The sequence below is a fragment of the Rhizobium sp. SYY.PMSO genome, assembly GCF_046840415.1.
Taxonomy (GTDB): Bacteria; Pseudomonadota; Alphaproteobacteria; order Rhizobiales; family Rhizobiaceae; genus Rhizobium.
Genome location: NZ_CP177349.1, coordinates 1,258,691 through 1,272,268, shown reverse-complemented (window position 1 = coordinate 1,272,268; position 13,578 = coordinate 1,258,691). Strand labels below are relative to the sequence as shown.

At 58.5% G+C, this 13,578-nt stretch carries 15 protein-coding genes and 1 tRNA gene; 5 read left to right on the top strand and 11 right to left on the bottom strand.

Features of this window, described 5'->3' with window-relative positions:
* Nucleotides 1-29: 29 nt before the first annotated feature.
* Nucleotides 30-1,013, bottom strand: coding sequence for a quinone oxidoreductase family protein (locus ACJJVH_RS06190; protein WP_112796178.1), 984 nt, complete (start codon nt 1,011-1,013; stop codon nt 30-32).
* Between the two features lie 12 nt (nt 1,014-1,025).
* Entirely contained in the window at nt 1,026-1,751 is a 726-nt protein-coding gene (gene pcsA, locus ACJJVH_RS06185; RefSeq protein ID WP_112796180.1) for a phosphatidylcholine synthase, read from the bottom strand.
* 212 nt (nt 1,752-1,963) lie between these two features.
* Here pcsA and ACJJVH_RS06180 point away from each other — a divergent pair, with 212 nt between their 5' ends.
* Complete coding sequence (locus tag ACJJVH_RS06180; RefSeq protein ID WP_412064910.1) at nt 1,964-3,166, top strand: UbiH/UbiF family hydroxylase; 1,203 nt, start codon at nt 1,964-1,966, stop codon at nt 3,164-3,166.
* Here ACJJVH_RS06180 and ACJJVH_RS06175 read toward each other — a convergent pair.
* Both ACJJVH_RS06175 and ACJJVH_RS06170 read right to left on the bottom strand, forming a co-directional pair.
* The gene (locus ACJJVH_RS06175; RefSeq protein ID WP_412064909.1) at nt 3,143-4,105 is read right to left on the bottom strand and encodes an AEC family transporter; all 963 of its coding nucleotides are present in this window, start codon (nt 4,103-4,105) and stop codon (nt 3,143-3,145) included. The genes ACJJVH_RS06180 and ACJJVH_RS06175 overlap by 24 nt on opposite strands.
* A 66-nt stretch (nt 4,106-4,171) precedes the next feature.
* Nucleotides 4,172-4,924: a cytochrome c biogenesis CcdA family protein gene (locus tag ACJJVH_RS06170; RefSeq protein WP_112796183.1), complete on the bottom strand. Its 753-nt coding sequence runs from the start codon at nt 4,922-4,924 to the stop codon at nt 4,172-4,174.
* A 289-nt stretch (nt 4,925-5,213) separates the two neighbouring features.
* On the opposite strand from ACJJVH_RS06170, the gene ACJJVH_RS06165 reads away from it, so the two are divergent.
* Nucleotides 5,214-5,492, top strand: coding sequence for a PsiF family protein (locus ACJJVH_RS06165; protein WP_112796185.1), 279 nt, complete (start codon nt 5,214-5,216; stop codon nt 5,490-5,492).
* 986 nt (nt 5,493-6,478) lie between these two features.
* Here ACJJVH_RS06165 and ACJJVH_RS06160 read toward each other — a convergent pair.
* From ACJJVH_RS06160 to ACJJVH_RS06150, 3 genes are all read right to left on the bottom strand, one after another.
* On the bottom strand, nt 6,479-6,682 hold the full coding sequence (locus ACJJVH_RS06160; protein WP_113358024.1) for a hypothetical protein: 204 nt from the start codon (nt 6,680-6,682) through the stop codon (nt 6,479-6,481).
* A 431-nt stretch (nt 6,683-7,113) separates the two neighbouring features.
* Nucleotides 7,114-7,596 carry a hypothetical protein gene (locus ACJJVH_RS06155; RefSeq protein ID WP_112796192.1) on the bottom strand — a complete coding sequence of 161 codons (483 nt, stop codon included), beginning with the start codon at nt 7,594-7,596 and terminating at the stop codon, nt 7,114-7,116.
* A 299-nt stretch (nt 7,597-7,895) separates the two neighbouring features.
* A tRNA-Lys gene (locus tag ACJJVH_RS06150) sits at nt 7,896-7,971 on the bottom strand.
* Nucleotides 7,972-8,345: 374 nt separating this feature from the next.
* Here ACJJVH_RS06150 and ACJJVH_RS06145 point away from each other — a divergent pair.
* The 3 genes from ACJJVH_RS06145 to ACJJVH_RS06135 all read left to right on the top strand — a co-directional run bounded on the left by ACJJVH_RS06145 (nt 8,346) and on the right by ACJJVH_RS06135 (nt 9,845).
* The gene (locus ACJJVH_RS06145; RefSeq protein ID WP_112796194.1) at nt 8,346-8,597 is read left to right on the top strand and encodes a GlsB/YeaQ/YmgE family stress response membrane protein; all 252 of its coding nucleotides are present in this window, start codon (nt 8,346-8,348) and stop codon (nt 8,595-8,597) included.
* Nucleotides 8,598-8,868: 271 nt separating this feature from the next.
* Nucleotides 8,869-9,075 carry a hypothetical protein gene (locus ACJJVH_RS06140; RefSeq protein ID WP_112796198.1) on the top strand — a complete coding sequence of 69 codons (207 nt, stop codon included), beginning with the start codon at nt 8,869-8,871 and terminating at the stop codon, nt 9,073-9,075.
* 155 nt (nt 9,076-9,230) lie between these two features.
* On the top strand, nt 9,231-9,845 hold the full coding sequence (locus tag ACJJVH_RS06135; protein ID WP_113393700.1) for a GntR family transcriptional regulator: 615 nt from the start codon (nt 9,231-9,233) through the stop codon (nt 9,843-9,845).
* Nucleotides 9,846-9,998: 153 nt separating this feature from the next.
* Here the strand turns inward: ACJJVH_RS06135 and ACJJVH_RS06130 are convergent, their stop codons facing one another.
* The 4 genes from ACJJVH_RS06130 to ACJJVH_RS06115 all read right to left on the bottom strand — a co-directional run bounded on the left by ACJJVH_RS06130 (nt 9,999) and on the right by ACJJVH_RS06115 (nt 13,577).
* A complete protein-coding gene (locus tag ACJJVH_RS06130; RefSeq protein WP_412064908.1) occupies nt 9,999-10,811 on the bottom strand; it encodes a ferredoxin--NADP reductase in 813 nt (270 codons plus the stop codon).
* Nucleotides 10,812-11,041: 230 nt separating this feature from the next.
* The gene (locus ACJJVH_RS06125) at nt 11,042-11,554 is read right to left on the bottom strand and encodes a DUF934 domain-containing protein (protein ID WP_112796204.1); all 513 of its coding nucleotides are present in this window, start codon (nt 11,552-11,554) and stop codon (nt 11,042-11,044) included.
* Between the two features lie 11 nt (nt 11,555-11,565).
* Complete coding sequence (locus ACJJVH_RS06120) at nt 11,566-13,245, bottom strand: nitrite/sulfite reductase (protein ID WP_113358019.1); 1,680 nt, start codon at nt 13,243-13,245, stop codon at nt 11,566-11,568.
* A 17-nt stretch (nt 13,246-13,262) separates the two neighbouring features.
* On the bottom strand, nt 13,263-13,577 hold the full coding sequence (locus ACJJVH_RS06115) for a DUF2849 domain-containing protein (RefSeq protein ID WP_113358018.1): 315 nt from the start codon (nt 13,575-13,577) through the stop codon (nt 13,263-13,265).
* Between the last annotated feature and the right edge of the window lies 1 nt (nt 13,578).

The following is a 13,578-nucleotide window of genomic DNA, read 5'->3' as shown; positions in this document are numbered from 1 at the left end:
TCCTTCCCACCGTCCTGCCCTTTACGGATCTATGGGATCAGTAGTGTAGTTCCACTCGTTTTCCTGGCTTCAAGATCCGCGTGCGCGCGCCCAGCCTCGCTCAACGGATAAGTCTGATGAATATTGATACGCACTTTGTTGCTTTGCACAACAGCAAATAATGCGTCGGCGCTGGCTCTCAACTCTTCAGGCGTGCCGACATAGGCGAAAAGACTAGGGCGCGTGGTAAAAAGCGATCCCTTCTGATTGAGGATGGCGAGATTGAAATTCTCGATCGGGCCGGACGATTGACCGAAGGTGACCCACATGCCACGCGGTTTCAGGCAATCGAGCGAATGCGGGAACGTGTCCCTGCCGACCGAGTCGTAGACGACATCGACGCCCTTGCCGCCGGTAATCTCGCGGACGCGATCGGCAAAGTTCTCCTTGCCGTAATCGATGACGTGATCGTAGCCATGCGCCAATGCCAGCTCGACCTTTTCTGCGGAACCGGCGGTGCCGATGACGGTGCCGGCTCCGAGAGCCTTGGCCCACTGGCCGGCGATCAGGCCCACGCCGCCTGCGGCCGCGTGAAACAGCAAGGTCGTACCGGGACCGACCTTGAAGGTGCGGTTCAGCAGATATTCGGCCGTCATTCCCTTCAGCATCATCGATGCCGCCGTTTCGAGAGAAATATCGTCGGGCACCTTCACCAGATGGCGGGTCTCGATGTTGCGCTCGACGCTATAGGCGCCGTCGCTGCCGACATAGGCCACGCGATCACCCACGGCAAAATCGGTCACGCCGGGCCCGACTTCGGTGATCGTTCCTGCCGCTTCCTTGCCGAGCGGCAACGGAAACCGAGGCGCCTTGTAGAGACCGGAGCGGAAATAAACGTCTATGAAATTCAGGCCGATCGCGGCATGGCGAATCTGTACCTCACCGGCGCCCGGAGGCGGCAGATCCACCTCCTCCAGCTTCATGACATCGGGACCGCCATTTTCGTGGATGCGAACAACCTTGGTCTTCTTCATGACGCGCAATCCTCATTGACGCCCGAGGGACGGGAAAAACTGCAGCACGGCGCCGATACAATAAAGATAAATACCACTGATGATGAAGAGGACAACTGCCCATTGCGGCATGACGAACTGCATGAGCAGCGAATAGATGCCGAGCGCCGACCAGAAAAGGAATATGCCGAGATTGAGCGGGCGCAATCGCTTGACGCGTACGGGATGGAGGAAATTGATCGGCAGGAAGGTCAAGACGACGGAAACGCCGACGAGGACCATGGCTGTCGTGGCACTTGCGTCTATGACGAAAAGCGTGAAGATCACCATGTTCCAGACGACCGGAAAGCCGGAGAAGAAATATTCGTCCGTCTTCATGCCGGTATCGGCGTAATAGATGGCGCTGGAGACCACGATCATGCCGGCCGCGACGAACGACCATGGCTCGCCGATCATGCCGCTTTCGTAGAGCGCAAAGGCAGGCAGGAGCACATAGGTCACGTAGTCGATAATATTGTCGAGCGTATCGCCAGACCAATTCGGAAGGACCTCCTTGACCCGGACCTTGCGGGCGATCGGCCCGTCGATGCCGTCAACGAGCAGCGCCAGCCCGAGCCACCAGAACATGTCGACAAAACGATGCTCCGATGCGGCAACGACACCGAGAAAGGCGAGAAAAGATCCCGAGGCTGTCAGAATATGGACGGAGAAGGCACGAATCTCCGCATAAGGCACCCGCTTGTAATTGAAGATTTTCATCCGCCCCGTGACTCGCCTGCTTATGCGCCTGCCCCGGCAGGCGATTTTTCTCGCTAATATGCATCCTTTGGTTTGCACCGCCAGCACAAAAGCGTCGATGCCGGCACGCTAGCGCGACTTCGTGTCATTTTCACCCGTTGCGATGTTTCATCCCATGGATTTCAACAGGCTAAGCGCCTATTTTCAGAAGCAGAGGTAATTGAGGCATCGATATGAAGCAGATTGAAGTGGCCGTTATCGGCGGTGGCCTGGCCGGCATGATCACGGCGTTCGCACTCGCGCGCGGCGGAAGATCCGTCGCGCTGGTCGCCGCGCCGCATAACAAAGCCGACAGGCGAACGACGGCGCTGATGGATCAATCGATCCGCTTTCTCGAGCGCCTGACGCTGTGGGACAGCATCGCGCCCTCGGCGGCGCCCCTGACCACCATGCGCATCGTCGACGGCACTTCGCGGCTGCTGCGAGGCCCGACCGTCTCCTTCAGATCCTCCGAGATCGGCCTGGATGCCTTCGGCTACAACATTCCGAATGCGATATTGCTCGACAGTCTGGGCAAGGCCATCGACGCCGAAGGCAATGTCAGCCGCATCGACGCCACCGCCTCCGACCTCACCTTCCGCGACGATGGTGTCTCGATTGCCCTCGACAACGGTGATTCGATCGATGCCGCCTTCGTCGTTGGCGCCGACGGGCGCAACTCGATGGTGCGCGAGACGCTGGGAATCAAGGTGAAGGGCTGGTCCTATCCGCAATCGGCCATGGTGCTGAATTTTGCTCATGGCCTGCCGCATCAGAACATCTCCACGGAATTTCATACGGAAAGCGGCCCTTTCACCCAGGTTCCTCTGCCCGGCAGGCGCTCCAGCCTCGTCTGGGTGCAGAAACCCGCCGAAGCGGCGGCGAATGCCGAAAAGTCGCTCGAAGAGATCGGCAGATTGGTCGAGGAGCGGATGCAATCGATGCTCGGCGAGATTACTGTCGAGGACAGCGTGCAGGTCTGGCCGCTGTCCGGCATGACGGCCCATCGCTTCGGTAAGGGTCGCGCCGCCTTGATCGGCGAAGCCGCTCATGTCTTTCCACCGATCGGGGCCCAGGGGCTCAATCTCAGCCTGCGCGATATACTGGCCTTGTCCGAGATTCTTTGCGGGCGCACGGACCAGCCGATCCCGGCGACATCCGGCGACAGCTTCGACCGCAAGAGACGCGCGGACATCGTCAGCCGGACGGCAAGCGTCGATCTCCTCAACCGTTCGCTGCTGTCGGACTTCCTGCCTGTGCAGATGCTGCGCGCCGCTGGGCTGCATGTGCTTTCGGCCATCGCTCCGCTGCGCAATATCGTCATGCGCGAAGGCATCGAGCCCGGTGGCAGCCTGCGCAACTTTCCGTCGATCTTACCGGAAAAGCTGCGCCGGTAAGGCGCCGGATTTTATGAAGTAAAGAACGAGCGAAACCGTCACCACGGAACAGGCCGTGGTGATGAGGATGGTGGCGGATGCCCGCTCCTGCCACACGCCGTATTGCTGACCGATGACGAAGACATTCGTCGCCGTCGGCAATGCCGCCAGCAACACGGCCGCCTCGATCCATACGGGATCGAAACCGCCGACCAGTTGCAGAACGATATAGACGACGAGCGGATGCAGGATGAGCTTCGCCGGCACGATATAGCCGATCTCGACCGGAATTCGCTTCAGAGGGCGCAATGCAAGCGTAACACCCATGGAAAATAATGCACACGGTGCAGCAGCTTGCGCGAGATAATTCACAAACCGCTCGAAGGCGACCGGCTGGTTCAGCGACAGCGCAGCCGCGGCGAAGCCCAATGCGGTCGACAGGATGAAGGGGTGCAGCAGCACCTTTCGGGCGATGTCCGCGGCAAGTCGTAACGGCGAACGCCTGTCTCCACCTTCCAGCGCCATCAAGGCCGGCGCGACGATGAAATGCAGGGCGTTCTCGAAACAGACGATCAGCGCTACGGGAACGGCTGCCCTCTCGCCCAATGCCAACAGAGCAAGGCCGGGACCCATGTAGCCGATATTGCCGTAAGCGCCGGCGAAAGCCTGGATCGTGCTGTCGGCGAGTGAATTGCGGCGAAGGAAGCGGCCGACCAGAAACAGCAGCAGGAAGATCGAATAGGTCGCGGCGATATCCGTGGCGATGAAATCAACCCGCGTCAGCTGTTCGATCGGCGTCTGCGATACCAGCTTAAAAAACAGCGCTGGCAGTGCGGCGTAAATGATGAAGGTGTTCAGCCAGCCCAGCGCCTCCGCCGGCTGCCTGGTGATGCGGGCCGCAACGTAGCCGATGAGGATCAGGCCGAAGAACGGCAGCAGCAGACCGACAATGTCAGCCATGGGGTTCAGCCATCGGGCATGTTCCATTTTGCCGAGGAAAATCAGGGCGAAAGATATGCGCCCGACTTAGCCGATTTTCATCAGGATTGGAAAGGTCTGCTGAAACCAGATCGCCATGTCGCTGATATAGCCGAAGATGAAAGCCAGGCCGGTCAGCACCAGAAGTCCGCCCATGACCTTCTCGACCGTTCCCAGGTGGCGGCGGAAGCGGGAGAGAAAGCGCATGAAGGCACCGGAGAAGCCGGCGGCGATCCAGAAGGGAATGGCGAGCCCGAGCGAATAGACGGCGAGCAGCCCGGCGCCGGCGCCGACGGTTTCGCGCGAGGCGGCAATGCCAAGGATGGCGCCGAGCACCGGACCGATGCAGGGCGTCCAGCCGAAGGCGAAGGCAAGGCCCATGACATAGGCGCCCGTCAGCGTCGCCGGCTTGCCGCCGCCCTGGAACCGGGCTTCCCTCGCAAGCAGGCCGATTCGGAAAACGCCGAGGAAATTCAAACCCATGACGACAATAATGAGACCGCCGATCTTGGCGAGAACATCGAGATGCTGACGCAGCAGCAGCCCTATGGAGGATGCCCCCGCGCCCAGCGCCACGAAGACAGAGGCAAATCCGAGCGTGAAGAAGAGCGCCGACATCAGCACATTGCCGCGAGCGCCGGGCCCGGCAGCAACGGCCGCCCCGCCGCCGCGAAACTGCTCGACCGAGATTCCCGCCATATAACAGAGATAGGGCGGAACGAGCGGAAGCACGCAGGGCGAGAGAAACGAAAGTGCTCCGGCGAGCAAGGCACTCAGAAGCGAGATATCGGCAAGCGACACGATGGACTCCGGCTATGTCATTCCGGCTCCTTCCTAACGTCGCAGTAACCTGAAAGCCAATCACCTTTTCGAGCGAGCACCTTTTCCAGCAAGGCCGGGCGAAACCCCTCAAAGCTGAGGGAGACAAAAGCCACCGGTCAATACGTGAATATGAGGCGTCGCGGGCGCGACCAACGGTCGCAGAGCCGTTCGACGAACAAATTGCTTTTGCGAAAATATTGGTTCAAGCTGTTGTCGTTCGTCGAACAACGTACATTCCACCCAGTTAGTTAGCGGAGGAAAAGCCCCCATGCGAATCGCTACTATGTTCACGACTGCAGCCTTTGCCGCGCTCTTCAGCGTAAGCGCCATGGCGCAAACGGCGACCCCCAGCACAACGCCAACGACGACTCCCAGTGCGACGACGTCGACTCCTTCGACGACCACCACGACCAAGCCGAAGGCAATGAAGCCAGCTCAGACAGCCGTTTCCAAGGCATGTTCGACCCAGGCCGATGCCAAGGGCCTGCACGGAAAGGCGCGCGCCAAGTTCCGTAGCGACTGCAAGAAGAACGGCGGCAAGGCCTGACGATCGGGCTCCGCCCCACTCTGATGTCAACTTTACCGTCGAAATGGCGGTAAAGTTGATTTCTGCGGCAGGGTTGCCGCCTCTTTAGAACATAGACGGACAGACATGTTTGCGTGCGACATCGGAAAGCCGCTTGCAGGGTGAAAGATGTCCGCTTCACCGTCTTCCGCGGATTTGCCGGCCGATACAATCAACTCGGGCGCAATCGTTTTTTGTGTATTCATTCGAGGCGGGCGGATAGGCCGAGGCCTGCCGATAGAGCGCTATCTTCAGTTCCATCGAAACCGCCCGCAGCCGCAGCAACACTTTGCAACAGACGAGACAAACAGGGGAAACCTGTTAAAATTACAGCTCGTTCCTGTTTGGTCGACTCAATGGACGGAGCAGGAAATTGAAACCAGCCATAAACCCTCCCCCTTCTGACACGGGATCGCATGCGAGCTACCTTGCAGCTTGTCTCTTCGCTCTCGAGCCTTCCATCGAGAGCCTGATTGTTGCCGCCGAGAAATCGGGCTGGAGAAAGGAATATGTTCTCCTCGCGATCGTAGCAGCCGCCATGGGCGACAACGACTCCGCGTCATCGCCATCCCTGCCGATGCATTCCTGAATGGCAGACGATTAAGATAGCGCCGGAAATGAGCTATTACTAAGGACCGCGTCGGAGCGCCGCTGCCGCCCGGCCGAAAACGAAATCGGATTCGGTGGGCCTTACGGAGGTGTCAAGCGCATCGGAGGTGCCGGAACACTTGACCGTCTTGCCTTTGAGCTTTCCGGCAAACCCGGAAGCCTCCGCCGGACATCGTTGCCATCGAAGTTCCCGCATGACGTCGTCTTTGCCGGAAATCACCGTCACGGGCACGATTATGGCACATGACGCTAAAGGCGAACGGTCAATCCCGCCTCACCCGACCGCAGCAGGTCTCATTTCATGGCGCGGCAACGGCGAGCGCAGGGCTCGTCGACACGGTTTTCGAGCCAGCAATTACTTATGCGTCTTTTGGTTTGAGCTCCTTCGTCGCCGGATCGACCTTGCCTTCCGCAAGCCTGTTGCGAGGATCGGCAACGAGCGGGGCCTTGTCGTCTTCTTCCCCTACCCGATCGGCTTCATGCGCCTCGCTGTGCTGTATCTTTGCCAGCGCCTGCGTGCTTTCCCTTTCCTCGTGCGGATCATGCGATTGATCTTGGGCCAAGATGCACCTCTTCCTTGTTAGAGAGAAAAACTCGCTTGGCAAGAAAACTCGACGATCCCCGTTAGGTTCCAAACAAACGAAGATACCGACCCGCCTCATTTACCGGTCTGCGAACCTCTACGGATCCGGCGGCGGCTTCAAATGCATCAAGGTTCAAATCCGCCATAATTTTAGCGATATATCATATTACAAAAATGTCGATCAATATGAAACGGATCATGAATTCCAGCGTTTGAATTTCACTGTGATGTGAGGAACCTGATCATGACGTTGGTCGAAAAGAAGAAGCTGGCGCGGCGCGTCATGCTTGTCTTGCTGCCGATCTTCGGCGGCCTGACAGCGGTAGCTATCGTAGCTCTCTCCACGATCGCCTGAGTCGCCTGTCTCAGATGAGACCGCCGCGACCCGCCGGCAACTCCCCCGTTCGGGCCTCACGAGCAGTCGGTGCTATCGACCGAAAATGAATAATCCTTGCCCTTGAGCTGGTAAATATAGTTCGCCAGCGAGGCCTCACCGGAGCTGAACTTCGGCAGCAGAGAATCACACAGGTCGGAGAGCTGGGCAGACTTCACCAGAGGAGGGTCGAAGTCGTCGTCGTCATCATCCAGATCATAAAAATAGCTGTAGATATGATCGGCAAAGTCAATTTTCGTCAGCGTGGTCTTCTGATCGATTTTCCTGGGCAAGTCCTTGTTGGCGAAGATGACCGGATAGCGTTCCGTGAGATAGGGAATCACGAGATGCTCCGTTACCGGCGTCGTGATCGCCACGCCGATCAGGGGCAACACCTGCAGCGCGATCCCAAACCGCTGCCTGGCGGCGATCAACCCGATCAAAATCCCAAGGAAACCCAGGAAACCGCAAACGATTGCGTAGATTTCCCACACAGATAGTTCCGCCACGAACTCCATCATTCGCCCATCGTCTTTACCGGCCGTCATATTGATTGGGCTATTTTACTCCCAGATCGCCGTTCGTCACCAGCCATTTTACCGCAAATGCGATCAAATGGCCTGCGCGTCGGCAGGTCCGTTGATGGATCGCAACAAAGACCCACAAACGCCATGTCGTAAGCGGCCGAAATCGCGGCAACCAAGCATGGACTTTTTAAGCTGCGGCATGCTCTGACCAGCACAGCGCCCAATGTTCGGTCTCGTGGGACTTTCTACCTGTCCCAAAGTCCCACAAAATGCCAGTAAATCGTTGAATTTATTGGTGAGAGCGTCGGGGTTCGAACCCGAGACCTACTGATTAAAAGTCAGTTGCTCTACCGGCTGAGCTACGCTCTCCCTCTCCGCGGGCTGATCTTGCCTCGGCTGGAAGTGCGCGGAACATATGCAGACGCCCTATTGCGGTCAACCCATAAAATTGCGCTCGTAAGGGCCCAAACATGCTTTTCCTCATCTTCGGACGACGAAATACCGCCATCGAACCGGGGAAATCGCCCAGTGCCAGGGACATCGAGCATCCGACATGGCGAAAAACCGAGCTTTCGGCGCGCCAATCGATTCCTCCAGACCCGCATGGCCGTGACGATTTCCCTTGAAAATCAGGGTTGCAGGATGCGGATTGATCATTGCCTCATCCGCAATAGTTGGGGCACGAATCGTTTTTGGTGTATATCAACATCTGTGAACAACCCACCGAGTCTCAGGAGGACCTTATGGAAGTCGGTTGGATTGCAGCAATTATCATCGGTGGCCTTGCCGGCTGGTTCGCTGAAATGATCATGAAGAGCAATACCGGCATATTCATGAACATCGTTCTCGGCATTGTCGGCGCAATCGTTGCTAGTTGGCTGTTCAGGCAGGTCGGCTTTACGCTGCCTTTCAACAGCCCATTGATCAACTATCTGATCACGGGTTTCATCGGCGCCTGCATCCTGATTTTCGTTGGTCGATTGATCAGGCGTTAGCGGCGGACGTTTCGAAATACACTCCCGAATCGGGAAGAGAAAAAGGGGAAGGCGGAACAAACGCCTTCCCCTTTTTCGTCGCATGGACCTTGCGCGAGATGCGCCTGAAGCATGCCCTGCAAAGCGAGGTGGTTTGACGGCTGCGCCTTACGGAAAGCCGCCGGCTGAGACGGAAGAAAGAGAATCCGAAAGATTGCGATGCGCTTTAAGGCCTTTCCAATGCCGACCTCGGCGCTATCTACCAAAGAGGAACCGAAAGGAGGTTGAAAACATGACGGAAAACGCCAATCGGACAACCACCCGCAAAGTCATCCGTGGCCGGCCTTACAGCATTGCCGAATTCGCGCGGAAATATCGCCTCGACGACACGGAGGCCAGGCGCCTCTTCAATAAGTTCGGACCGTCATCGACGGAGCTGGACCTGCTCATGGCCGCCAAGCGAAGACCGCCGAGCCTTTCGACAGCCATCCGCCAATAATATCAGGCTCTTTCAGCCACGAGTGCGAACGAGCATCGGGATCGCCGTCTATTGGGCCGGGCTGAACGAGCCTCCTGATATATCACAATCGATTGCTTTCGCCGACGCCAGATGACAGTCTATGTCATCCATGCACAAGCCGGACACAGCCTCGAATGCAAAATTCGCTTAGCCACCTTGCCTATTTGGCGCTCGAGTACCTGATCGTGACACTCGAGCTCAAACCCGGCGCGCTGGTGACCGAAAAGCAGCTGATTGAAATGGCAGGGCATGGGCGAACCCCGGTGCGCGAGGCAATCCAGAAACTTGCCTGGCAGGGCTTGATTCACGTCCGGCCTCGCGTCGGCCTCCAGATTGCGGAGATCCGGCCCGAGGATCATCAATATGTCATGCAGGTCAGGCGCGAACTGGAGCCGATCGCGGCCGCGCTCGCCGCCATCCATGCCGATCCGCAGCAGCGCGAGCAGTTGCAGGAATGCGCGCAGCTTATGACGACGTGTGCCGATGCCGGCGATCTGCCCGGCTTTTTCGCCGCCGACAAGGCATTCGATGAGATCCTCGAAGCCGCCTGCCCCAACAATTTCATCACGGCCGCACTCGGGCCGGTGCAGACCCATGCGCGCAGGCTCTGGTATTCCACCGGAACCCATGAACGGATGGACCGCGCGATCGCAATGCATGTGCAGGCTATAGAAGCGATTTTAGACGGCGATGCGAACCACGCTCGGGCAGCGATGGCATCGCTTATCGATTATCTCAGCAGCCCATGAAAAAGGCGGCTTCGCCGCCGAAACCGCCTTGCCCTTTGCCTCTGGAACTCATCGAGAGCGTTTCCGCTTTCATCTGATCGCGAAAACGTCCTATCCTTTTGTTCTCATGCAACTCCGAACGGGAAACCGCTGCGCACTTTTCCTGGAATTGTTCTAGCCGACGAAAGCGCGTTCGATGACGAACTCGGCGGGCTTGTTGTTTGCACCTTCATTCAGGCCGGCCTTTTCAAGCAGCCCCTTGGTGTCCTTGAGCATGGCGGAAGAACCGCAGATCATGCCGCGATCGATGGCGGGATCAAGCGCAGGTACGCCGAGATCGCTGAAGAGCTTGCCGTTTTCGATGAGATCGGTAATGCGGCCCGTGAAGGGAAACTCCTCGCGCGTCACCGTCGCATAGTGGCGCAACTTGTCGCCGACGACCTCGCTCAGAATTTCGTCGCTGCGAATTTCCTCGACGAGATCGAAGCCATACTTCAATTCGGCGACATCGCGCGTGGTATGGGTGAGGATGACTTCCTCGTACTTCTCATAGGTTTCCGGATCGCGGATCAGGCTCGCGAAAGGCGCAATCCCGGTGCCGGTCGAGAACATGTACAGACGCCTGCCCGGCGTCAGCGCATCCAGGACCAAGGTCCCGGTCGGCTTCTTGCGCATCAGCACTTCATCGCCGGGCTTGATGTTCTGCAGATGCGAGGTCAGCGGACCGTCCGGCACCTTGATGGAAAAGAACTCGAGCTCGTCGGCCCAAGCGGGGCTCGCGATCGAATAGGCGCGGTAGAGCGGCTTGCCATCGACCATCAGGCCGATCATGGCGAACTCGCCGGAGCGGAAGCGGAAGCCTTGCGGCCTGGTCATGGTGAAGCGAAAGAGCCGGTCGGTATAATGCGTGACGCTCAGCACCTTCTCGGCGAAAACACCGGCTGGGACTGCTGAAGCAAACTCATCTGATTTGGCGGGGGCGTTCATTCTGTTTCGGATCCCGTATTAATCTTGCACGTCTTTCCTGGCAGGCTCATTGCGCGATGCTGATATTATAATATAGCCGGTTTTGAAAGGCATTCCATTTCGTCCGGCTGCTTAAGACTGAAATATGTATTTTTCAGTCAAGATTCCAGATCGCCAACGTTCCGCGTATCGGCAGGCTTTATTACGGCAATCCGTCATTATGGAATTGCCGCAATCCAAATCCGCCGAAGTCAGGCCGATCTTGCCGGCAGCCGACGCCAGCTATAGGCCTGCCCGGCTTCCGCGCGACGCGCAGCCGGCTGATAGTAATGCGGAATGCCCGGCAGCCGGTTTTCCGACAATCTCCTCAATGCCGTCTCATTGGTAACGGCGAAACTATCGATGCCGACGCGCAGCATCAACGGAACCTGGTCGATCAGCACATCACCGACGGCGCGCAGCTCCTTTGCGTAGCCGAGACGCTCGCGCAGCAGCGAGGCATGGCTGAAAGCGCGACCGTCGCTGAAGGCCGGAAAGGCAACGGCCACGATATCGAGACGATCGAGATAGGGCTGCAGCCGTGTCACGTCGTCCGCCGGCTTGACGATGACGCCGAGGCCGGCCTCGTTGCTTTCTTCTGCCTTTGCGATCAGTGCATCGAGGCCGAGCAGAGGCTTCTGCGTCTCGGTCGCCTTGACCTCGTCGGTCTCGACGATCCACGGATCGTTTTCCACGAAGCCGGTTTCCCGCCAGATCTTGGTCATGTTCAATCTCCTTACGCTGCTTCGGCTGCGGTCGAGGACGAACCGTAGAGCGCATTCTTGAAAGGCTGCGGTCCGACGCGGCGATAAGCGGCGAGGAAGGTTTCGGAAGGATCAAGACGAAGGCCGAGGTAGGTATCGACAATTGTCTCGATGGCATCGGTCACTTTGTCGGGTTCGAAACCGCGGCCGATGATCTCGCCGATCGAGGTGTTCTCGTCGCCAGAGCCGCCGAGCGTGATCTGATAGAGTTCCGCGCCCTTCTTCTCGACGCCAAGCAGGCCGATATGACCGACATGGTGATGGCCGCAGGCATTGATGCAACCGGAAATCTTGATCTTCAATTCACCGATTTCGGCCTGACGCTCGGCCGAGCCGAAGCGCCGCGAAATCTCCTGTGCGACGGGGATCGAGCGTGCATTGGCAAGCGCGCAATAGTCGAGACCGGGACAGGCGATGATATCGGTGATCAGACCAGCATTCGCCGTTTCCAGGCCAGCGGCGACAAGGCCGCGATAGACGGCTTCAAGATCGGCGAGCGCCACATGCGGCAGGATGAGGTTCTGCTCATGGCTGACGCGGATTTCATCGAAAGCATATTCCTCTGCGATATCGGCCACGGCTTCCATCTGCGCATCGGAGGCATCGCCGGGGATACCGCCGATCGGCTTCAGCGAAATCGTCACCATGCCGTAGTCGGGATTCTTGTGCGGCTGCACGTTTTGCTGCACCCAGCGCGCGAAGGCCGGATCGGCTTTCTTCCAGCGCGCCAGGCTTTCCCAGCCCTCGGCGCGTTCCGGCAGCGCCGGCGGCGCGAAATAGGCCGAAATCGCCTGGACGTCGGCTTCCGGCAGCTTCAGTTCGGTGTCTCTCAGCTTGTCGAATTCGACTTCGACCTGACGCGCCAGTTCCTCGGCGCCGGTTTCATGCACGAGGATCTTGATGCGTGCCTTGTACTTGTTGTCGCGGCGGCCATGCAGATTGTAAACGCGCATGATGGCGGTGACGTAGGACAGAAGATCCTCTTCCGGAAGGAAGTCGCGGATCAGCTTCGCAACCAGCGGCGTGCGGCCCTGCCCGCCCCCGACATAAACGGCAAAGCCGATCTCGCCCTTGTCGTTCTTCTTCAGATGCAGGCCGATATCGTGCACCTGGATCGCGGCGCGGTCGCGTTCGGCGCCGGTGACGGCAATCTTGAACTTGCGCGGCAGGAACGAGAATTCCGGATGAACGGACGACCATTGCCGCAGAATTTCGGCATAGGGCCTGGGATCGGCGACTTCGTCCGCCGCCGCACCGGCAAAATGATCGGCCGTCACGTTGCGAATGCAGTTGCCCGAGGTCTGAATGGCATGCATCTCGACGGAAGCGAGATCGGAGAGCGCATCGGGCATCTCGGACAGCTTCGGCCAGTTGAACTGCAGGTTCTGCCGGGTCGTGAAATGACCATAGCCGCGATCGTAGGTGCGGGCGACGTGCGCGAGCATGCGCATCTGGCGCGAGCTCAACGTACCGTAGGGAATGGCGATGCGCAGCATGTAGGCGTGCAGCTGCAGGTAAACGCCATTCATCAGGCGCAGCGGCTTGAAGGCATCTTCCGAAAGCTCGCCCGAGAGGCGCCGCTCCACCTGATCGCGGAACTGGGCAACCCGCTCCGCGACAAAGGCGTGGTCGAATTCATCGTAACGATACATGATTTCCTCGGGACTTCTCAGACTGCAATAAAATCGGGATCGGCCGCGGCGTAGCCGGGCGCATATTCCATGGTGGGGCCTTCGGCGCGGATGCGCTCGCGCAGGCGCAGCGGCCAGAGCTTGCCGTCGGTTTCCTGAACATCGATCAGGTTGACGTCGACAACCTTGTTGTCGGCATAGGCTTGCTTGCCGATCGCTTCCAGCGCAGCTTCCGCTTCGGCATGGCGAGCGACCAGCGCCTCCTGCAGCGATGTCGTCCACTCACCATTTGCGTTCAGCCAAACGGCGACGCCATCGGTGAGCCGGTTTGCGGTCAGAACCTTGTCGACCATA